The organism is Candidatus Magnetobacterium casense (assembly GCF_000714715.1).
In the GTDB taxonomy this organism is placed as follows: domain Bacteria; phylum Nitrospirota; class Thermodesulfovibrionia; order Thermodesulfovibrionales; family Magnetobacteriaceae; genus Magnetobacterium; species Magnetobacterium casense.
This window is the reverse complement of sequence record NZ_JMFO01000016.1, coordinates 47334-67580: the sequence shown is the minus strand read 5'-3', so window position 1 is coordinate 67580 and position 20247 is coordinate 47334. Positions and strand designations below refer to the sequence as shown.

Annotated in this window: 29 protein-coding genes; 17 read left to right on the top strand and 12 right to left on the bottom strand. The window is 48.5% G+C overall.

The features are described from left to right. Positions 1-23 precede the first annotated feature (23 nt). On the bottom strand, positions 24-356 hold the full coding sequence (locus Mcas_RS09880; protein ID WP_040335359.1) for a hypothetical protein: 333 nt from the start codon (positions 354-356) through the stop codon (positions 24-26). On the opposite strand from Mcas_RS09880, the gene Mcas_RS19225 reads away from it, so the two are divergent. Beyond that, the gene (locus tag Mcas_RS19225; RefSeq protein WP_200873678.1) at positions 348-551 is read left to right on the top strand and encodes a type II toxin-antitoxin system PemK/MazF family toxin; all 204 of its coding nucleotides are present in this window, start codon (positions 348-350) and stop codon (positions 549-551) included. The genes Mcas_RS09880 and Mcas_RS19225 overlap by 9 nt on opposite strands. 219 nt (positions 552-770) lie before the next feature. Here the strand turns inward: Mcas_RS19225 and Mcas_RS09870 are convergent, their stop codons facing one another. The 4 genes from Mcas_RS09870 to Mcas_RS09855 form a co-directional block, all read right to left on the bottom strand. Continuing rightward, complete coding sequence (locus Mcas_RS09870; protein ID WP_040335357.1) at positions 771-1226, bottom strand: type II toxin-antitoxin system VapC family toxin; 456 nt, start codon at positions 1224-1226, stop codon at positions 771-773. Next, a complete protein-coding gene (locus tag Mcas_RS09865) occupies positions 1219-1500 on the bottom strand; it encodes an antitoxin family protein (RefSeq protein ID WP_040335356.1) in 282 nt (93 codons plus the stop codon). The genes Mcas_RS09870 and Mcas_RS09865 overlap by 8 nt, the downstream gene beginning before the upstream one ends. Positions 1501-1877: 377 nt before the next feature. Next, on the bottom strand, positions 1878-3239 hold the full coding sequence (locus Mcas_RS09860; RefSeq protein ID WP_040335355.1) for a TatD family hydrolase: 1362 nt from the start codon (positions 3237-3239) through the stop codon (positions 1878-1880). Further along, positions 3236-3940: a hypothetical protein gene (locus tag Mcas_RS09855; RefSeq protein ID WP_040335354.1), complete on the bottom strand. Its 705-nt coding sequence runs from the start codon at positions 3938-3940 to the stop codon at positions 3236-3238. The genes Mcas_RS09860 and Mcas_RS09855 overlap by 4 nt, the downstream gene beginning before the upstream one ends. 80 nt (positions 3941-4020) lie before the next feature. Here Mcas_RS09855 and Mcas_RS09850 point away from each other — a divergent pair, with 80 nt between their 5' ends. From Mcas_RS09850 to Mcas_RS09830, 5 genes are all read left to right on the top strand, one after another. Beyond that, complete coding sequence (locus tag Mcas_RS09850; protein ID WP_081853760.1) at positions 4021-5394, top strand: phosphoglucose isomerase-related protein; 1374 nt, start codon at positions 4021-4023, stop codon at positions 5392-5394. A 121-nt stretch (positions 5395-5515) separates the two neighbouring features. Continuing rightward, entirely contained in the window at positions 5516-6046 is a 531-nt protein-coding gene (locus tag Mcas_RS09845) for a cyclic nucleotide-binding domain-containing protein (protein ID WP_040335353.1), read from the top strand. A 70-nt stretch (positions 6047-6116) separates the two neighbouring features. Next, the gene (locus Mcas_RS09840; RefSeq protein WP_040335352.1) at positions 6117-6644 is read left to right on the top strand and encodes a cyclic nucleotide-binding domain-containing protein; all 528 of its coding nucleotides are present in this window, start codon (positions 6117-6119) and stop codon (positions 6642-6644) included. A 282-nt stretch (positions 6645-6926) separates the two neighbouring features. Next, positions 6927-7112 carry a hypothetical protein gene (locus tag Mcas_RS09835; protein WP_040335351.1) on the top strand — a complete coding sequence of 62 codons (186 nt, stop codon included), beginning with the start codon at positions 6927-6929 and terminating at the stop codon, positions 7110-7112. Beyond that, complete coding sequence (locus Mcas_RS09830) at positions 7112-7552, top strand: putative toxin-antitoxin system toxin component, PIN family (RefSeq protein ID WP_200873677.1); 441 nt, start codon at positions 7112-7114, stop codon at positions 7550-7552. The genes Mcas_RS09835 and Mcas_RS09830 overlap by 1 nt, the downstream gene beginning before the upstream one ends. Here the strand turns inward: Mcas_RS09830 and Mcas_RS09825 are convergent. Next, on the bottom strand, positions 7549-7728 hold the full coding sequence (locus Mcas_RS09825; protein WP_040335350.1) for a hypothetical protein: 180 nt from the start codon (positions 7726-7728) through the stop codon (positions 7549-7551). The genes Mcas_RS09830 and Mcas_RS09825 overlap by 4 nt on opposite strands. Before the next feature lie 72 nt (positions 7729-7800). On the opposite strand from Mcas_RS09825, the gene Mcas_RS09820 reads away from it, so the two are divergent. Then, complete coding sequence (locus tag Mcas_RS09820) at positions 7801-8826, top strand: AI-2E family transporter (RefSeq protein ID WP_052567112.1); 1026 nt, start codon at positions 7801-7803, stop codon at positions 8824-8826. A gap of 98 nt (positions 8827-8924) precedes the next feature. Here Mcas_RS09820 and Mcas_RS09815 read toward each other — a convergent pair whose 3' ends face one another. The 5 genes from Mcas_RS09815 to Mcas_RS09795 all read right to left on the bottom strand — a co-directional run bounded on the left by Mcas_RS09815 (position 8925) and on the right by Mcas_RS09795 (position 12315). Further along, the gene (locus tag Mcas_RS09815) at positions 8925-9407 is read right to left on the bottom strand and encodes a hypothetical protein (RefSeq protein ID WP_040335349.1); all 483 of its coding nucleotides are present in this window, start codon (positions 9405-9407) and stop codon (positions 8925-8927) included. Between the two features lie 58 nt (positions 9408-9465). Beyond that, positions 9466-9642, bottom strand: coding sequence for a type II toxin-antitoxin system RelE family toxin (locus tag Mcas_RS17660; RefSeq protein WP_081853759.1), 177 nt, complete (start codon positions 9640-9642; stop codon positions 9466-9468). A 59-nt stretch (positions 9643-9701) separates the two neighbouring features. Next, complete coding sequence (locus Mcas_RS09805; protein WP_040335348.1) at positions 9702-9929, bottom strand: hypothetical protein; 228 nt, start codon at positions 9927-9929, stop codon at positions 9702-9704. Positions 9930-10047: 118 nt separating this feature from the next. Beyond that, positions 10048-11103: a pentapeptide repeat-containing protein gene (locus tag Mcas_RS16725; RefSeq protein WP_052567111.1), complete on the bottom strand. Its 1056-nt coding sequence runs from the start codon at positions 11101-11103 to the stop codon at positions 10048-10050. Between the two features lie 90 nt (positions 11104-11193). Beyond that, complete coding sequence (locus Mcas_RS09795; protein ID WP_081853757.1) at positions 11194-12315, bottom strand: metallophosphoesterase family protein; 1122 nt, start codon at positions 12313-12315, stop codon at positions 11194-11196. A gap of 253 nt (positions 12316-12568) precedes the next feature. On the opposite strand from Mcas_RS09795, the gene Mcas_RS09790 reads away from it, so the two are divergent. Then, complete coding sequence (locus Mcas_RS09790) at positions 12569-12778, top strand: hypothetical protein (RefSeq protein ID WP_040335346.1); 210 nt, start codon at positions 12569-12571, stop codon at positions 12776-12778. Next, entirely contained in the window at positions 12759-13007 is a 249-nt protein-coding gene (locus tag Mcas_RS19220; protein ID WP_052567110.1) for a type II toxin-antitoxin system RelE family toxin, read from the top strand. The genes Mcas_RS09790 and Mcas_RS19220 overlap by 20 nt, the downstream gene beginning before the upstream one ends. A 209-nt stretch (positions 13008-13216) precedes the next feature. On the opposite strand, the gene Mcas_RS09780 is transcribed toward Mcas_RS19220, so the two are convergent. Continuing rightward, the gene (locus tag Mcas_RS09780) at positions 13217-14461 is read right to left on the bottom strand and encodes a disk-shape morphogenesis protein volactin (RefSeq protein ID WP_052567109.1); all 1245 of its coding nucleotides are present in this window, start codon (positions 14459-14461) and stop codon (positions 13217-13219) included. Between the two features lie 299 nt (positions 14462-14760). Between Mcas_RS09780 and Mcas_RS09775 the strand changes: the two genes are divergently transcribed. The 8 genes from Mcas_RS09775 (at position 14761) to mamM (ending at position 20160) form a co-directional block, all read left to right on the top strand. Then, the gene (locus Mcas_RS09775; RefSeq protein WP_040335345.1) at positions 14761-15294 is read left to right on the top strand and encodes a hypothetical protein; all 534 of its coding nucleotides are present in this window, start codon (positions 14761-14763) and stop codon (positions 15292-15294) included. Between the two features lie 82 nt (positions 15295-15376). Further along, positions 15377-16438, top strand: coding sequence for a MamK family actin-like protein (gene mamK, locus Mcas_RS09770; protein WP_040335344.1), 1062 nt, complete (start codon positions 15377-15379; stop codon positions 16436-16438). 3 nt (positions 16439-16441) lie between these two features. Continuing rightward, positions 16442-17062, top strand: coding sequence for a Uma2 family endonuclease (locus Mcas_RS09765; protein ID WP_052567108.1), 621 nt, complete (start codon positions 16442-16444; stop codon positions 17060-17062). Beyond that, positions 17055-17294 carry a lipopolysaccharide assembly protein LapA domain-containing protein gene (locus Mcas_RS09760; protein WP_040335343.1) on the top strand — a complete coding sequence of 80 codons (240 nt, stop codon included), beginning with the start codon at positions 17055-17057 and terminating at the stop codon, positions 17292-17294. The genes Mcas_RS09765 and Mcas_RS09760 overlap by 8 nt, the downstream gene beginning before the upstream one ends. A gap of 23 nt (positions 17295-17317) precedes the next feature. Then, positions 17318-17992 (top strand): hypothetical protein, encoded by a 675-nt coding sequence (locus tag Mcas_RS09755; protein ID WP_040335342.1) that lies wholly within the window; start codon positions 17318-17320, stop codon positions 17990-17992. 6 nt (positions 17993-17998) lie between these two features. After that, positions 17999-18151: a hypothetical protein gene (locus Mcas_RS18175; RefSeq protein ID WP_156033298.1), complete on the top strand. Its 153-nt coding sequence runs from the start codon at positions 17999-18001 to the stop codon at positions 18149-18151. 42 nt (positions 18152-18193) lie between these two features. Next, positions 18194-19264: a magnetosome magnetite formation protein MamP gene (gene mamP, locus Mcas_RS09750; protein ID WP_040335341.1), complete on the top strand. Its 1071-nt coding sequence runs from the start codon at positions 18194-18196 to the stop codon at positions 19262-19264. After that, positions 19237-20160, top strand: a complete 924-nt coding sequence (mamM, locus tag Mcas_RS09745; RefSeq protein WP_040335340.1) for a magnetosome biogenesis CDF transporter MamM — start codon at positions 19237-19239, stop codon at positions 20158-20160. The genes mamP and mamM overlap by 28 nt, the downstream gene beginning before the upstream one ends. Positions 20161-20247: the final 87 nt, after the last annotated feature.

Below are 20247 nucleotides of genomic sequence, written 5' to 3'. Positions count from 1 at the left end.
CAACAGCAAGATTACGAACACTCTTACCAGGTCCACCGTAATGGAGACTCAGGGTCTCCTCGGGTAACCGGATCTACCAACCCCTCAATATCTACAAGCACGGATGGGTCTGTTTCAACAACCGGCTTGCGTCCACCTCCAGGTAAACGTATCTTCTTTTTCCCTTTTGAAGGTTTTTCCTTTGATTCAGCAATACGTCTAATTCCTTCATATATCGTTGTCCGCGAAAGACCAGTAGATCTGGAAACTGAAGTAACTCCTCCTCGTCCCAATGCCTCGGCTTCCACTGCAGCCCACATTCGTCTGCCTTGTTCGTCTAAAACATCTTTGAGTACTTCAAATTTTCTTTGTATCATAAGTTCGGTATCGCTTTGCACTTTTTGATCATAACATATTTAGACACCATTTGTACAAGTTATTTGTGGACAAATCCTAAGTGTGAAAATATACGTTCGATTTCTACAGCACGCCTTTTGAAGTACATAGGCCGTGTGTCAGAGATAAAAATGAGCTTGGTGGAAAACAGGGTGCGTATTATCTTGGGTCTATGATGTAAAAACTGAAACAATCCGTCCGGATAAATTATCAGAGAGCAAGAACGGCGCCAAAATTGGGATATCCTGGCATATCAAGAGCCGTTTTATCTCTCTGGGACATTAAAAAAACCTCCTTGCTAATGTTCTTTAACGACATCGCAAAATTGCCTTCATCGGATATTATAAACATAGCGTTAAAATTAATGCAACATGTTATTTTGGTCGTCATGGGCATTAATTTACTGTTATCCAATTTTCTAACCTGAGTTTAGGATATATTTCTTGAATGTTTTTAAATATAGCATCATTGCTTACAAGAATCGTTTTAGCAGTAACAGCGGAAGCGGCTAAGATAAAGTCTATATTATGTTTGGTTATTTCTTTTTTGCCTATCCCTATTTTTTCCTCATATATTGTTTTTAATATTCCATAAACCTCTGCTCCATCTTCTTGCAGGGGTAAAATTATAAATCTTTGCTTTACTGATCTAATCATAGACAGCATTTTAGGTCTATTCTCTGGTGTACAACGAATAGCGCCATAGTACATTTCATATATAGCCAATACAGACACATAAATTTCATCTTCGTCATTCAATCTGGCGATTCGTTTTTCTATGGCCTCATGATTCGGAGCATATTTCATTTCCAGGTAACCTAATATATTGGTGTCTAAAAGATACTTACTCATTCCCGTTTTTGTTAAAAAAAGATTCTTTGAAAGTAAAGTTATTCCGAAATTCCTGGCGCCATTGGAAAAAGTCTGTCTCCATGTCAGCTAATAGATTTTCCTCGGACATCTCCCTCGCCACAGCAGCCCATTTGCCATTGACTATGGGCTGACTCTGCTCTTTTTCCTTTTCGTCTTCAAAGATAATGGTTAGTTCTGCACCTTTAGGAATTTTGGCCTTTTCCAATAGCTTAACCACTTCCGATGTGAAGCGAACTTTAATGGTTTTAGCCATATTTAATACCTCCTTGCTGGCATTACTTGATTACGATGATATAACAAGTATTTTATAAAAGTCAATAGAACGAATTGCCTTGTGTCACAACAAAAAAAATTAGTATCTTCTTCATATTTCACGGTAACTATACTTTTACGCATACTGGATTCCTGGTCAAGCCAGGAATGACACACTTGGAAAACGGCTGTAACTGTCATTCCTGCGAACCATGTCCCTGGCTTGAACAGGGAAGGGAGCAGGAATCCATGCCTTTTAACAGGGTAGTAACAATGCCACATCATGTAAGAATAATGGGGTCAAGGGGACTGGTCCCCTTGCAGGATAGGGGTCTGAGGGGGAAGGACAGAGTCCTTCCCCCTTCTTTCTTTTCTCTTTTACCCCACGACGTCGAGGTGCCTGACCCTGAAGTTGACGCCGAGGTCTCTTGCTATGGCCTGACACGCCGCAACATCCACGCCGGGCATCTCAACCACCGTCAGCGTAATCACCGGAATGTACTGCCGTGCCTCCCTGACAAACCTCAACAGTCCCTCGTAAGCACCCTCAAGTAACGGCTTGCACAACAGCTCATACGTTTTTGCATCCTGGGCGTTGAGACTCACGCTGATGTGATCGACAAGCCCGGATAGCTGCGGCAACACGTCCTGGTCGTTGATGATGTTGCCCTGGCCGTTTGTGTTGACCCTGACCATGCCACCCCTTGCCTTGACGTATGCGGCAACGCCCCTGACCACATCAGCCCTGATCAGAGGTTCACCGTAACCGCAAAAGACAACCTCCCTGTACACCGTAGGATCGCCTATGGCCGCAACGATTTCGTCCACCTCCGGCTCCCGTGACAGACGCATGTTGTGACCCTTTACGAAGTCATTTTTGTAACGGATGCAGAAGACACACTCGTTTGTGCAACGATTTGTCAGATTTATGTAGAGACTATCGCGTATCTTGTAGGTTATCGTCCCCGATGATGCGACCTTGCCCACGCCAAAGAGCCTCTTGGCGTTGTTGGAGGTTATGCGTGCAACGTCCTGGGGCGATATGCCACGCATCTGTGCAATGACCTCCGCCGTGTACCTCAGATACGACGGCTCGTTGCGTTTGCCCCTGTAGGGCTGGGGGGCAAGGTAGGGGGCGTCGGTCTCAATGAGCAGCAGGTCATCCGGTACCATCCTGGCGATGTCCCTGAGTGCTTCCGCCTTTTTGAACGTCACCACACCCGAAAACGATATGTACAACCCCTGCGCAACCAAGACCTCTGCCATCTGCATATCCCCGGAGAAGCAGTGCAGCACCGCATTGTTTACACCGTTGCTTTTGATAAGTCCAAGCGTGTCCTGGTTTGCCTCCCTGCTGTGGATCACCAGGGGGAGGGAAACCTCCTGCGCCAACTCCATGTGCCGCACAAAGACATCCCTCTGCACGTGTCGCGGCGAGTGGTCGTAGTGGTAGTCCAGCCCCGTTTCGCCCACGGCAACGACCCTCGCATCGGCACACAGGCCCTTGAGTTGCTCATAGGTTGCCGGCCCCGCAAACGTTGAGGCGTTGTGTGGATGAATCCCCACCGTGGCGTAGATAAAGGGATAGGCATTTGCCAGTCTTATGGCAGCCGTTGAGCTGTCAACGTCGGCGCCAATTGTCATCATCGCCTCAATGCCGCAGTCCCTCGCCCTTTGGATAACGGCCTCCCGGTCGTCGTCAAACTGTCGCATCTCAAGATGGCAGTGGGAGTCTATCATGTGTTTAGTTCAACCCTCCTTATTTCTATGTAGAGTCTCGTTATACTTGCCGCCACAAAGGACATGTACGTCCCCGTCACGAGCGTTGACATCACCACGCCGGCCTTGCCCAGCTCCCCAACGGCCATTGTAACTATGGTTACCGTTATGGTCAGCATACTCAGGTGTGCAAACAACATCAGAGAATTGAATATATTGCCCCTGACCATCTGAAAACTCCGCTTTATTGCATCCCTGCCGGAGATGTCCTCGTTGAGTATTATGGTAAACGTGAACATGAAAAAGTAGCCAACCAAGATCGACGGGATTAGAAACAGAAATATACCGAAAAACATAAGTAGTCCGGCAACAACGATCACAACCAGGAGGGCGTCCATCCTCATCAGCGTAAAGAGCAAGGCCCTGTCCACCGATATCTTCCTGCTAAAGATGGCCTCCCTGACCATGACAATGGTGACCCCGTGGGCAAGCGCCTGGAGAAAGTAACTGACCACACTGAGCATCAGAAGAGGGCCAAAGATGTCCTTGAGCAGCAAAAACATTGCATCAGGGGTCTTTGCCCCCGACAGGTCCACGGAACCTCCCAGCGTGAGACTTGATATTATCAGCGACATCAACGATACTACAACCGTGGGGGCAATCACGGTAATGTTGTTTTTTATCAGCTTCAAGCTCTCGATAAAAATAAATCTTATGAGCATAATTGTTATTTACTAAACTACAATATATAATATAATTTTACAAGGTGTTTTTATGACAGAGATAAATAATAAATACAACCATGCAGATAGAATGCGGCAAAGGGGGAAGAGAGATGCTTGAGCTTCACTTTGGTAACATGATGGAAGAGGTGATAGGAGAGAAGGGACTTTCCTTGACACAGATAGAGAGACTGCGTGAGAACGTCCTTGGCGCCCACAAACAAATACAAGAGAGGAAGTGGAAGGAGCTGGCCTTTTTGGATTTGGCCAATCAGAAAACAGACGAAATAAAGACAATGGCTGCACAAATAAAGGAATCTTCGGATTATTTTCTCCTGTTGGGAATCGGGGGTTCTGCCATGGGACCAAAGGCAATACTTGAGGCGCTGAAGCCGTTTCACAACTATGTCAGCCGCCCGTGTATATTTATCTATGACAATATTGACCCTCGCACCCTGCACGCCGTGCTGTCTATAATCGATCCAGCCAGAACAACGGTAAACGTGGTGACAAAGTCTGGCAACACGGCTGAGACCATTGCCTCGTTCATGGTCATGTGGCACCACCTGCAGAAGGTGCTCGGTGATGACGTTGCCGACCGGTTTATCATCACGACAAATCCCAACACGGGCATCATGCGGGATGTGATCATCTCAAATAGGCTGCCGTTTTTGTACATACCTTCGGATATCGTCGGGCGCTATTCGGTATTGAGTGCGGCAGGTCTGCTGATGTCTGAGGTGGCCGGCATTGACTCGGACGAGTTACTCAGGGGTGCCAGGGACATCGTCAACAGGTGCAACAACAAGGAGCTGTGGGAGAATCCCGCCTATCTGTTTGCGACACTGCTCTTTTTGATGAGCACCGAAGAAAAGCGCAACATAAACGTGATGATGCCCTATGCCGATGGCCTGAAGCATCTGTCGGAGTGGTTTTGCCAACTGTGGGCGGAGAGTCTGGGCAAGCTCGGTTTCGGTATAACGCCTTATCCATCGGTGGGCACGACCGATCAGCACTCGCAGTTGCAGCTCTGGATGGAGGGCCCGGAGGACAAGGTCGTCATCTTCATCAACATCGACGACTACGGACAGGATGAAAGTATCCCCGACGTCTTTACAAAGATAGATGGCTTTTCCAACCTCTCCGGTCGTTCCCTCACCGAGTTAATCAGGGCTGCTGCCGACTCCACAAAGTGTGTCCTCTCCGGCTCGGCCAAGCCAAACATGACCATAAATATATCACATCTGGATGCCTATCACATCGGGCAGTTGTTTATGTTCTTTGAGATATCTACGACGGTGTTGGGCTTTCTCTTTGGGGTCAATCCGTTTAATCAGCCGTGGGTTGAGACGGGCAAAAACAGTATATTTGGCATGTTTTCAAAGGCATGTCAGCAAAAAGAGCAGACGGACTCTGAGGCTATTGACAAGGGTAGCGTATGCTGGAAACTGTGAGAATAGTCACGGAAATAAAAATATTTTTAATGATTTGACAAATTTCAAACAAATGAATTACACTACTTCATGTTGGAGTATTTGATTATAAATAATGGAGCTTTAAGGATGCCGGTAGCAGATGAGTGTATTTGAGGAGTTAAAGAAACAGATACTGTTTGAAGGTCTCAGCGATGAGGAGTTGGCAACGTTAGTCGATCTGGTAGAGCCTATAAACTATGAAAAGGGTGCACCTATAATAAGGGAACTGGAACCCACCAGAGGCATATTTCTCATAAAGAGCGGCGAGGTGGAGATAACCAAGAAGCTTCCCATCGATCTAAAGACGAAGATGCTCATAACGGTCAGAAACATGCAGAACTGCTGCGAAATACGCAAGACGCCCTATGGGTGGCGACAGGTGTTTTCTTCGCTGATAGAGGGTCAGTATTTTGGGGAGTTGTCCGTAGTTGAGGGCAAGAAGCATCATGGCGCCGACGCCGATGCCGTAGACGACTGCGAGTTGTACCTCATAAGGGCCAATCACTTTTACGATATAGAGGCCAAAAACCCGTTGATGATGCTAAAGATATTCCGTACGATGGCAAGGGTTGCCTCAAAGACGGTGCGTTACCTTGACAGGCAGTTGTTGAAGCTGCTGATAGGATTTTAGTCCGGTAAGTTTCAGTGTCTTTGGCATGTTTTTTTTATAAAATACAAAATAAAGAGGTGGTGGACAGACTATGGCCCTTGTTGATGAATTAGTCAAGCAGAGTCTTTTTGAAGGGCTTGATGCAGAGGAGGTAGGTAAGCTGGCCTCTTACATCGAGGATAGAAAGTATACGAAGGGTGGGTTTGTGTTTAAGGAAGGCGACCCAACCAGTGGCATATACATGGTGAGTTCGGGTAAGGTAGAGATAAAACGCAAGTTGCAGCTTGATACAAAGACGAAAATGCTGATAATGTTGCGCAACATCCAGAGCGATGAGGTCAGGCATACGTCTCACGGCTGGGAGAACCGCTTTGCCACAATAGAGGAGGGGCAATTCTTTGGGGAGTTATCCGTAATAGAGAACCGTAAGAAGCACTCTGCCGAGGCGGTTGCGGTACAGGACAGTCATCTGTTTCTTTTGAAGGCCGATGTCTTTAGCGAACTTGAGGTCCTATCCCCGACGATAATGGTCAAGGTCATGCGTGCAATTGCAAAGAATATGTCTGCAAACGCGCGCCTCCTGGACAAAAGAATATTAAAGGTCCTCATGGGCGGTTAAGAAGAAAGAAGGGGGCGGCTCCGCTTCTTGGCGCTCCAGGGGGTGAGGCACCCCTTCCATAAAAGTCGCACCTGGCCCCCTTCAGAACCCCCTGCAAGGGGAGGGGCGAGGCGCAATCTTGTCGCAGCGGGTCGCACCCGCCCCGGGCACGAAGAAATCCCCTTGACCCCATAATACTCAATCCTCAGCATGTACTTATACTCGATTTGACCTTGCACTTGACAGCAATGATATTATCAACTATACTATAACTATAACAGCGTGAATTAAGGAGGCATGGCTATGGTTAGCGAATTTTCGGCAATACAGGAGTATGAGTGTCTAAAGAGCGACCGTGAGGAGTTTTTTCAGATGCTCGATGAAATCCGGCAACAGGTTAAAGGTGTAGACCCTCAAGAGCTTGACAGAGCCATTGAGGAGGCTGTCATGGAGGCTAAAAAGGCGGAACTAACTACAGTTAGCGCCTAATGATGCTAAAAGTTGTCCTTGATACCAATCAGTTTGTCAGCGCCGTCTTAAAGCCCCACTCAAATTCAGCTATAATCATTGACTTGGTTTATAATGAAAAACTGGAACTTTTGCTCTCTTACAGTATTTTAGATGAAATACGCAGGGTGATATTTTATCCTAAATTAACACGATTGCACCACCGAAACTCACAGTGGCTTGAGACATTCTTGCTGAAGATAGAAAGTATCGGCAAATTGCTCCCGGACAATCTGAAGGTTGATTTTATCAAGAGCGATCCCACTGACAATAAGTTCCTGGCCTGTGCCGTGGAAGGCCATGCAGACTTTATCGTTTCTGGCGATCAACACCTTAAAGAAGTGAGGATATTCCAAGGTATCCCAATTGTTAGCCCTGATGTATTTTTACAGAGGGTTGAACAAGAAAAGCTCTTTAGCTAACTGCTTTGGCAAATTTGTTCCTCGGTGTGGTTGACCATGATGAAGAACCGCAACTTGGTGGCATTTTCGCTGACAGATGGAAACAGGATCGGTATGACGAGCAGCTCACGGTCAAATAGCGCGTTTGACAGCTTTAGCGTCCTTATGGAATTGCCAATTATTACCGGTACGGTCAAATGCGATTGCCCTGACTTATGCATTCTTCTGCTTTTTAAATATGTGCCACTTATGTTAAAATCACCACTGTGATGTACAAATTAGCCGACAGACCTGTAATCTCGACCTATGATTTTATTGCATGGGGGATTGCAACGGTGTCGCTTTTGTTGATCGTGAGATTAAACTTGCTGTCAGCGTTGTTGAGCGGCCTTCTGGTGTTTGAGCTTATCCACACACTTTCAAGTAAGATCAGGGTCAGGGGGATCAGCGGTCATGGCTCAAAGATAATAATCGTTACGTTGCTTGCCTCTATAATCGTACTCGTGGTGTGTCTGATGACGGTAGGAACGGTCAGTTTTTTTCGTGGCAGCATAGGTAACTTACCGGTGTTACTCCAGAAGATGGCCGACATTGTCGAGGATTCCCTGAACTCGTTGCCGGTGTGGATTGTGCATCTTTTGCCGTCCGATACGGCGGAACTTAAGGGGGCGATTGCCACATGGTTGCGTGACCATGCAAGCGATCTGCAATTGGCCGGTCAGGAGGCCCTGCGAACCACTGCCCATATCCTCATTGGAATGGTCATGGGTGCGCTGATAGCCCTGGATGAGGCCATCGAAACGCGTCATTATGGCCCTTTGGGGCAGGCTATGCTTGGCAGTATCGTGCGATTAGGTCAATCCTTTCACCGTATAGTGTTTGCCCAGGTGCGTATATCGGCCATTAATACGGTCTTTGCGACACTGTATCTGACCGTGGTATTGCCGCTGTTTGGCGTTCATCTGAACCTGATCAAGACGTTGATAGCGGTTACTTTTTTTGCCGGGCTGTTGCCTGTGGCGGGCAATCTGATCTCCAATACGGTGATCATCCTTGTGAGTTTAAATCATTCGTTTAATGTAGCCATCTCTTCGTTGGTCTTTCTGGTGGTAATACATAAGCTGGAGTACTTTTTAAATGCCAAGATCATAGGCACTCAGATAAAGTCCAAGGCGTGGGAGATGTTACTGGCAATGATCATAATGGAGTCAGCCTTTGGCATCTCAGGGGTAATAGCCGCACCAATTTACTATGCCTACTTCAAGGACGAACTGATCAGCAAGAGACTCCTCTGAAGCAAAGTTGCACGCCGGTGTGCGGCAGAGATGTCCTTGTTGCGGGGTTTTTCGTTACAATGGCAAAAATTGGACAATGCAAACAAGGTCAGGAGCGATTAGAGCAACCCCGCGTGTTTTAATGCTTCTTTTAGTTCCGGGTCTTTTTCGGCTTTTGCTTTAATTGCGAGTGTCAGTTTCTCGGTATGAGCCTCAAGTTCCTTAGTGGTTTTAGCCAAAGGCGCAAGGATTGTCCGTCTGTCCCATAGGGCGAAACCGACAATAAACAGCATACCGCTAACTGTTACGCTGATCATTACGTATATCAATCCTCTGAGATCGTCGATCCTCTGGTTGACGCTATCGAACCTCTGGTTGACGCTATCGAACCTCTCGTTGACGCTGTCGAACCTCTGGTTGACGGCCTTGAGAGCGTCGTCGATCCTCTGGTTTGTGGCATCTATCCTTTGGTTTGTGGCCTTTAAACCCTCCTCAAGCCTGACTTCCAGGCGAATCATCCGATCCCTGTCCGCCTGCGTGAATAACGAATCGGCAGAGTCAACGGTGTTTGCCGTACAAAGCACCAAACTAAAAAATACCACAAAAGCCTTCATGGTTAATTATACCATAAAAACAATAAAATGAGATATATCGTAAGGGCTACCTATAAATATCTCTCCTGTGTCCTACGGAAATAATCCAAACCGTAGATTCTTTTATCGTATAGATGACCCTGTAATCACCCACCTTTAACCTGTACTTTCCCTTGAGTTTTCCGTCCAACGCCTTTCCCTCACCGTATGGATTTTCACCAAGCTTGTTTAGAGCGTCAAGCATCTTAACGGCATGTTTAATATCAATTTCTATCAGTTTTTTATATGCTACTTACCTCCCATCTAACTCGATAGGCCATATTCTTTTAAAACATCTTCATGAGCAATACTATCGGCCTCGGAAAGAGAGGCAATCCGCATGTCGCTTAGGTCCTCATCGTACTTATCGAATAAATACTCTGTAAGGGCTTTTTGTATAATCCAGTTTTCACTAACCTGCCATTCTTTAGCGTAGGTGCTCAGGAGGTCAAACACTTCCTTATCAATATCGATCTCTGTTGAAATAACCATTTTATTCACCTCTTATCGCTTTGTACTTTTAGCTCTAAAATGAAGCTATGACTATATAAATCAGTTGATGGCATAAAAAGACAAGTGTCAACAGCACAGCACCCGAAATGCTATAGGCTTATTTGTATGTCTCCATGCAAGAGCCTGCTATTTCGCTGCAGGCAGAATGTACCGAACCGTCTTGCTTTATCAGGTTCATTGACACGCGCCTGAGGTGCATCTTGAAGTTCCCGCTGAGGGGGGTTATCTTGTACATGGAATATTCAGATTCCAGGACGGAGATTAGCTGCTCTGAGGGGTCAGTGCCCCTGATGGCTACTTGCAGGGCAGAGGCAAGCTGAGTCGCAGCCATGTTTAACAGGTCGTCTCTGGAGACGTTGAGGCGTATGGAGGCTTGTTGTCCGCTTATGTTGATGCCGGAGATAGTCAACCCCAACCTCGGGTGATTTTTGCCGATGTGTCGCACAATGGCCTCAAAACCAAACAGGTCATCAAAGAGCAACGGCGACTCTATCGTTACATCAATTGCGGCATAGCTGCCATACATCCGTTCAAACTGGCCAGGGACAAATGATATCTTGTGCCTGTCCCTCTCCGCTGAATTGTACAGCTCACTGCTGCGGTAGATGTAGTCTGCACAGGCATCCTTGAGATTCCATCCTGCCGTGGAGATGTTGTACAACAGGGCGCCGGTAAAATCTGCCCCCGTAAGGTCTGCCGATATCAGGTTGGTGTTTATCAGGGCACAGTCCCTGAGGATGCAAGACCTCAGCGATGCGTTGTACAAGGTGGCGTTTGAGAGGTTTGCCCCGGAGAGGTTTGCCCCGGAGAGGTATGCCCCGGTCAGGATCGCAGAGACCAGCTCCGCTTCGGTGACAATAGCCGCAGAGAGGTCGGCCTCGATTAAGGATGCGATCTTGAGGTCAGTCCTGTTGAGGTTTGTCCCGTAGAGGTCAGCCCTGTTGGCGTTGGCCCGCGACATGAGTGCATCACTGAGGTCTGCCCCTCGTATGTCTGCCTTGTATAAGTCGGCGCCACGGAGGTCTGCCTTGTGCAGATTAACGTCTCTCAGATATGCCTTCTGGAGGTTTCGTCCGATCAGCTTTGCCCCGCTGAGGTCCCATCGCTGTAGCGACATAGGGCCATTTACAACACCCATCTCCGACAAGGCCATCCATGTCTCCTCCTTTGTCATAGTCGTTTTGTTATAACATATCTACATGGCGATAGTCAAAAAATATAAAGAAGTCCCCTTGACCCCCTTTCAGGTGCCGCATTTGTCCACAATCCTGTCCTGCGCCTCCCACCCCGGACATGGTTTGCCCGCACCCGACAGACAAAACTTATCAATGGGCGTGATGTCGTCCGTCAGCGAGCTGAATCCGTAGGTGGTGCCAAATATCTCATTGGCTGTGACGTCCATGACGGTAAAGCTGTACTTGGCGGCACAGGCAGAGAGTCCGTATGCCGGATTGGGTTTGTGCAGGGGCGCTCCGCCACCGCCTGCGACTATGTGGGTCACGCCGTTGGACCATCTGTGACCATCGGCGGTTTCGATCTTCCTTCTTACGTAGTAGTGCTCGTGTCCGGCAAAATATATGTCAACGTGGTTGTCGTTTAATACGCTCATCAGCTCAAGCATGTGTGTGGTCGCAGGGGGATGCTCATTGTGAACGCCGGAGGAATAAACGGGCTTGTGAGCGAAGACAAACCTGTGCTTTTTATTGCTGCCGGAGACCCTTTCCCTGAACCACTTCAACTGCTCCGACGATATGTCATCATAGTACTTAACGTCCTTTGTCACATAATAGGTATCCAGTATCGCAAAGAATGAATTGCCAAACTCAAAGGCAAATACCAGGTTCTCATACCCGGGCAACTTAGGCTCTTCCGGGAAACAGATTGGTCCGACCGTGTTTGAGGTGCAAAAACTGCACTGATACTCGCTCTGCATCTGCGGCGATGTGTTCGTTCTCCACCAGGCCGGAAAGGAGGCGTAGAGTTCATGATTTCCTACCGCCACTGCATACGGTATGCGGGCATCGTTGAGCTGCTTCATGGCCCTTTTGCCTGAGCCGTAGGCATCGGCGCCACCCCTTCTGGCCAGATCGCCCGTGTGGATTACAAAGAGAGGGGCCGGGTTAAGTGAAACAATATACGTGTTGATCCTCGATATCACATCCGCATTGACGGTGTGCATCAGATTACCCCTGGTGTCGCCGTATACGACAAAACGAAACGTATCCGTCATCCCGCCGGCCCTGGAGGCAAGGTACTCCTCAAAGCCGGTGTTATCCCCGTTTTTGCTCCCCGCACAGTTCGGGGAAGCAGCAGAGCATGTCACAAGCAACAATGACACTGCCGCCACCAACCACTTATAGCTCATTTCGATTGCGTACCATACAAAGAAAGAAAGTAAAGAAAGGGGCGGCTCCGCCCCCCTTCAGAACCCCCTGCAAGGGGACCAGTCCCCTTGACCCCATATAAAAACCATTGTCCACTTGCTTATTATTAATCATAACTCTATGCTCAAGTTTTTTGCAAGCAGTTTTGTCTGCGGTCTGCGGAGGACAGTTGACGTTGTAGCTGCATCTCAGTTATTATAAAGACACAGCAAACTATCAAGGAGGACATGTGCTATGAAGGTAAGCGATATGACAGTTGAGGAGTTTACAGGGTTGATGGAATCCATTATAGAACGCAAGCTCAGTGAGTATTTTAATGACCCCGATGAAGGTCTTGAATTAAAGGATGATCTCAGAGAGTACCTTGAATCTCATCAGGACGACACCGACACAATCTCCTTTGATCAGATAAAGAGCGATTTGTATGATCGTAAAATTATCTAAAAAGGCAGAGTGTGAACTTAACAAACTTGCCCCCATCGTTATGCGGCAAATAGTAACTCACGTGGACTTAATACGCAATAATCCTTTCAACATGAAAGTCAAACCTTTACATGGCAAATGGAGAGGGCATTTCAGATATCGCGTGGGTAAGTGGCGGGTTATCTTTGCCCTGGTAGGTAATGAGATTGTCATCAAGTCCATTGGTCATAGACAGGATATCTATAAATAAGCTGAGTCTATACTGTAAACAAGATATAATGGGGTCAAGGGGACTTCTTCGTGCCCGGGGCGGGTGCGACCCGCTGCGACAAAATTGCGCCTCGCCCCTCCCCTTGCGGGGGGTCTGAAGGGGGCCAGGTGCGACTTTTATGGCAGGGGTGCCTCACCCCCTGGAGCGCCAAGAAGCAGAGCCGCCCCCTTCTTTTCTTTCCTCTTTTCTTATGACTCCAGGGTCATGGCCATCTTTAGTGCCCCTTTTGCGGTGGTGTTGAGGGGGTCTTTGGCTATCCGAACCTCGGAGATATCTATGGGCATGTTGCTCCTCCTGAGGCCTTCGTCAAACCTATCCTTAAACCCCTTGGGCATGGCAGTGCCGCCGCTGAGGACTATGGGGATGGGGGCCGATATCTTGGGGATGTTCTCCGAGGATGAGATCACTTGCCTGAGGTTTTCAACCAGCGTACTGATGAGGTCCATGTAGTAGACGTGCAGGGCGGTTTCCATCCTGTTCTTGGGAAGCACCGACAGATCAAGGGATTCCTCTTTGGTCACCTTTATCTTGGTTGCCGGTTCGCCTATTTCACGGCTGACCATTGCATCCACGTAGTCGCCGCCCTTCTGTATGCTGAAGGTAATGACCGGCACGGACAGGTATGACAGGCAGACGTTGCACATCCCCCCTCCCAGGCTTATCCCGATACCCGTAAAATTATCATCGGCAAGCTCCTCCATGACAATGGCCAGGGCCTCATTTATGGATATCGGCGTGTACCCAAGACTGCCAAGATACATCTTTATGATCGACTCATAGCCGGCCACAAACGCCGGGTTATCCACGGGTACACCGGGGATGCTGAAGCATATGTATTCACCGAAGTTCTTTGGCTTTTTGACAATCGTGCTTATTATCGACTGGATGATCGTTATGCCGTCGTCTTCCTTTGAACTGAGGAGGCCCTTTTCCATCGGCCTGCGGGTGTTTTCGTTGAACATGTTGGCAAAGCTCTCCGCCGAGTATCCAATGACGTAGTAGAGCTTGTTCTTTTCGACAAACAGGACATTGTTCTGCGTCAGTATTTTCTTGGTAAACTTGGATTGTACGACGGGGAAGAAGGCGTTGAGTTGTTTTGCTATGTGCAGGTCACCTCCCTTGCTCTGCGCCATGACGATGTTGCTGGTGCCAAGGTCAAGCCCCACCGGCCCCCTGGGACTCTCCGCTTCGGTTGACGCCGGTTTTGAGGGTTCGGGTGTTGGTACCCTTGAGGGTTCGGGTGCCCTCTGTTGAGGTGGCGTCATTAGCGGCTCCTCCGCTGCCCGCACCTGTTGTTGCTGCAAAGGTGGTTGTACCGGGGGCATCTCCTGCCGCAGAGGCGCCTCCTCGGGCTGCTTGCGCTGCTCCATATCCTTTATGCGATCTCTTAGCATCTTAAGCTCATCCTGAAACTTATCTAACTCGTCCGCCATAGTAGCCTCCTAAAAATTCTTACATGTCATAACTTAATGTTATGCAAAAAGCATTACTAAAGCATTACTAAAGCATTACTAAAGCATTACTAAAGCATTACTATATGCGTATTATAACTTAACGATCAGTTTTTTTGCAAGAAAAATTTTTTTACCGGAAAATTTTCTCTTGACATTGGGTGTGCGACATGTTATGCTTACCTGAATAGATTGTGATACATTGTAAGGATAACAAGGCAGGTAAATATTTGATGTGCCGAAACGTAGCGATAGATAATTTTTTGGAGGTATTTAGGACAATGACCCCTAAGGATATTATGTCATCCGGAGTGGACGTGTTGAATGAGACATGGCTTTATTCTGTGGCCTCGGTTGAGTACAGTGGCTTGGTGTCGTACAGTTATTTAAGGCGCGGGGTGGACCTGACAGGGTCTTCGTGGGATTATGTTGCTGATCGGTCGGTCAAGTACGTTGCCAACCCGGTTGTGCAGTCGTTTAAGTATGTAGCCGATCCCGTTGTTCGGTCGTGGAATTACGTAGCCACTCCGGTTGCCGACTCGGTGAAGTATGTTGTTGCACCCGTGAGTTATGTCGGACAGTGGTTTAAAAAGCTCGGCCCTCTGTTTACGTGTAAAAATGCAGAGCGGGATGAGAAATTAACGGCTATTGAGGCTCGGTTGCAAAAAATAGAGGAACGCCTCGCCAATATAGAAAAACACGGTGTTGTGGTTGCAAGCGACATTACGGTTATCAAGAAAGAAGTTGACGAATATAAGAAGGCGCTCCTGCGCGGAGTTCTGCAGGAAAATATCATGTTGAGGGAAGAGACATAATTCTGTTATGCTACGAGAGACATAATCTGGCCATGCCAGGATAAAGTTATGTCAATCTCAGAGATAACGGAGAATAAGGACGATGACAAAAACAAAGATACTTAACATTGGAATAGACCTTGGGACGTCAAGGAGTGTTATAGCGTGCGATAACGGGGTGCGGACGTTTGTGCCAAGCTACGTGGGATTTCCAAAGGACGCCGTATCACGGAAGATGTTTGGCCGGGACGTTATCTTTGGAGATGAGGCCATCAAACACCGGATGGCGCTGAATCTCTTCAGACCCTTTGACAAGGGTATGATCAAGTACGCCGATACAAATCCGGAATCCAAGGAGTACAAGAACGCCCTCTATGTGGCAAAGGCGCTGCTGCAACACCTCGTTGATCTGGCCAAGGAAGGGGATCAGGAAAGAGGGGTTGACTACATAGTGCGAGGCGTCATAGGGGCGCCGGCCTTGGCAAGTAGGAAAAACAGGAAGGCCCTCCTCGATGTGGCACGAGGTATACTCGATGGTGTGATGATATCGTCGGAGCCATTTACGGTGGCATACGGGTTGAATCTGCTTTCCAATGCGCTGATAATCGATATTGGCGCCGGCACCGTTGACCTGTGCAGGATGCACGGCACTATTCCCACGGACGAGGACCAGATAACGACCTTCAAGGCCGGTGATTACGTGGACCAGGCATTTTACGACCTCATTACAAAAAAGTACAAGGATGTCAACCTGACTATCAACATGGTCAAGAAGTTCAAGGAAGAAAACGCATTTATCTCCTCTCAGGGCGAGAGGGTGTTCATAGAGGTGCCCGTCAAAGGCAAGCCCGAAAAGCGTGACATCACCGACGAGTTGCGCCAGGCCTGCAGGATGATAGTGCCCGATATAGTAGAAGGTATACGAAAACTGATAGCCGAATATGACCCCGAGTTCCAGAACAACCTCAAGCAAAACGTCGTCCTTGCCGGTGGCGGAAGCCAGATCATAGGCCTGCGCAAGGAGATCGAGGACTACATGATAGAGACGCTCGGCTACGGAAAGGTGATAAAGATAGAGGAACCCCTCTTTGCCGGTGCCAACGGGGCAATGATGCTGTGCAAGGACATGCCCGATGAGTATTGGGACGAAGTAAGCAAGCGATAATCAATGGAAAAAACACTGTCAGATATACAAACCCGGTGGACGACAGAAGACCCGTGGGCAGAGGAAGGCCGTTTGGCTGCGCTGTGTGGCGACTTCGATCTGACCGAAATTATAGACGGCCAGGAAGTTGTGGCGTATAGCCCGTCCTTTGAGCATCAGAACGTACTGATGAAAATTGCCACAAAGATTATTATCCACCTGCAATACCATAAAACCGGTGAGTTGTTCTTATCGCCTCTGGATGTGATATTAGAGGAAGGTCGGCAGAGGTTGCAGCCCGATCTGATATTTATAAAGAACGAAAGAATGTCTATAGCCCAGGACTGGATACGCGGCGTGCCCGACATGGTGTGTGAGATCGTGTCGTCGGGGAGCTATAGGTATGATGCAATCAAAAAACGCAGGATATACGAGGACTACGGTGTTGCGGAGTTCTGGCTCGTCCAGCCTCAGTACAAGGCCATCGAGGTGTTTACCATAGCCAACGGCAGGTACGTTCAGCTTTGTGCGGCGGCAGAGGAGGGTGTAATCACGTCAGAGGTGATTGACGGCCTGGAGTTTGATGTCAGAGATATCTTTGCCAAAGAGAGATTGATAGATAAAGGAGTAGACGGGTTTGCTTAAAAAATTACTGTTAGCAGGGATAGTTCTCTTTCTGGCGGCGGTGTTTCTGGATCAAAACTATGTACAGGTGCCGGTGAAGTTTTTCGTGGGTAATCCGTTTCACTTCAACCTGAGTTTGATTATTATTATCAGCGTGTTTGTGGGAGTTTTGCTGACAGCCCTGTCAATATTAGGGTTTAACATCACCAGGGATAAACTCCTGAAAAGAAAACTGAGTTTGAAAAAACATTAAATGTATATATGTAGGAGGATCACATGGAGAAGAATCTAAGGTATATGATGTCGCATATGGGCGATTACATGGCTGATTTGATAGATAAGGTAAGCGATGCCGCAAAGGCCTCTGCCAAGGGAATTGTCCTTACCTATGATATACGTGATCTGCGTGGCAGAAAGAAAGACGTCTTGCACAAGCTAGGCAAACGCCTGACGGAGTGCAGGAACATCGACGGCGGTGCGTTTGTGGCCAGAGACGATGAACTTACCAGACTGCTCGACGAATTTGACGACATCCAGAACAAGGCGGAGACGTTTCTCAAAGAAAGAACCGAACGGCTCTATCCCCAGGAGGCAACTTCGTGCGTGCATTCGGCAGCCGAGTTGAAGGATGCCGTTGACATAACCCCCGTGGCTGAGGAAGCCGTAAGCAAGCCGGTTGAGGCAGTGGCCGAAGAGATCGTCAGCAGTGAGCCGGTTGAGACAGTGGTCGAAGAAGCTGTTAGCGAACCGGTTGAAACGGCGGCTGAAGAGGTCGCCAGTGAGTATGTTGAGCCGGCGCCTGAGGAGACTGTCAAGAATGAGGATGTCAATAATATCTCAATTATTTCACCACTGCCGGTGGTAGCCAGTGAAGGTAGTGAAGCATCCGTTGAGGACGTTGGCAGCGAAGATCAGCCACAAGACGAAAAAACGCAAAACGAAGGGGTATAGGCAACCATGTCAAAAATAATGATAGGCGTGTTTTTGGGCGTATTTGTAAGTGCATTGACCTATGAGATACTCTACAGGAGCAATCCCGAACTGATAGACAGGATCAAGAACAAGACGATGGAAAAACTGGACTGTCTGCTGGCCGTAAATGAGGTATGAACACGGCAATGACCTCGAGACAAGGATGAAAGGTGCATAACGATGAAGGGCTTTCTTAGAGCAATAAAGTACATAGCCGTCGGCATATTACTGACAGTCGTGTTTCTTTTCTATCTCAATCCGCCCGAGCCTGTGCGCGAAATGTTCAGGATAAAGGACAAGGATAAAAGAGCAAAACACATAGATGCCCCCAAGGTGAGCCTCAGCGATGCCATCCTGGTTGCCGGCAAGCGGATTTTCAACTGGAGACAGGCCAACAAGCATCAGTTGGTAAACGGCGCCATAGCGCCAGACCAGCTCCAGCCGGATGCAAACAATCCCGCTCCTCCGGCAGTCGATCCGCTCAACAACGCACAACCCTTTGACAACAATGGCGTTGTGGACCCGTTGGCACAGCAACCCAACGGTGATGCCCCGATAGATGTGCCAAACGACGTACCGCTACAGGCACAGTTCCCCGGTACTCAAAAGGGGGCAACATCTCAAGCGGCGGCCAATCAGAATCAGACCCTCAACAACCTGGGCACCAAGACCAAAGACATCGCCAACACCATTATAAACGAAACAACGGAAAAGATACTGCAAGAGGGCCACTGGATAGGCCTGGAGGTAGTCCCGCTGACGCCTCAACTGGCTGCGGCAAACAACATCCCCGCTGACGTCGTGGGCGTGCTCGTGGATGAGGTCACACTAATGGCCGCCGCTGCCGGGGTTATGGCAGGAGACGTGATACTTGCGGTCAACGGCCTGAAGGTCAAGGACCTAAACACCTTTGAGAAATCAACCAGACAGGTCGCAACGACAAACCAAGCCACCGTAGCCGTATACAGAGGTGGCACCAACAAAGACGTAAAGGTTGTGGCCAACAACGCCCTGGGTGTGGCACAGATGGAGGGGGCGCCGATGATCCTCTCAACCGCCGTCAGACCCCACGGCTACTACGGCCCCTGTGACAGGTGTCACGTGATATCAAAGACACCCAGTAACAAAACCGGACAACTGGCAAAAGATGCCGGCGATGTGTTAATCACCACCCCTCCCCCAATACAGTGGGGGGCACAGTCACCACACGGAGACAGAGGAAAATGCACCAACTGCCACACAATAAAATAGACCCCGATCACATAGTCTACAAGGAGTGCTACAAGTGCGAGAGCAAGGCAACCCTCGTGGCTGTCGTTGCCAATCTCCTGCTGGCCGTGTTCAAGGCCGTCATCGGAATAATCAGCGGCAGTAAGTCCATACTCGTTGACTCCCTGTATTCCTTCAAGGACTTCATGACCTCGCTGGTGGTCTACGTGGTGGTGATAGTATCAGGAAAACCAGCCGATGACAACCACCCCTACGGACACGAAAAAATAGAGTTCGTGGCCATACTGCTCATCAGCATATTGATAATAATCGGCACACTGTTCTTGTTTGTCCACTCGGTGAAGTCGGTGTGGCTTGCCTTCCAGGGCAATATCGAACAGCCGCGGTTTATAGCGTTCTGGGCGGCGTTGATATCGGTGGTGGCAAACTACAAGATAGCGTCGTATCTCTCCTGTGTCGGACACAAACGAGGCTCGCTGGCAATGCTGGCCAACGCAAAACACAATCATTCCGATGCCGTATCCTCCGCCATGGTGGCAGGGGCTATCCTGGGCACCCACTATGGATTGTATTTCCTTGACCCCCTTGTGGCAGTTATCGAAACCATCGACCTCATCCGCTTAAGCGTAATCATGCTCAAGGATGCACTGGACGGCGTCATGGACTCAAACGTAAATCAGGGAACCATCGACCACATGGAGGAATTGACAAGACTAGTCCCCGGAGTGCAACAGGTAACACAGGTCATAGCCAGAAAGGTTGGCAGGGGCATGTGGGTCAGCATAGTCATAAAAGTCAAACCAGACCTGAACTATGAGGACGGATACCGGGTTGGCCTGCAGGTCGAGGAAACCATAAAGAAAAAAGTCGGCAATGTTGCCGGTATTAACCTATCTATAGAACCACATGTCGTATGAGTATGTTGGTAATAAGAATGTCTGAACCACGATTTAACGGATTCAGAGATTGTCAGGATTATGTAAGAAAAAGTCTTGTATCTTTTT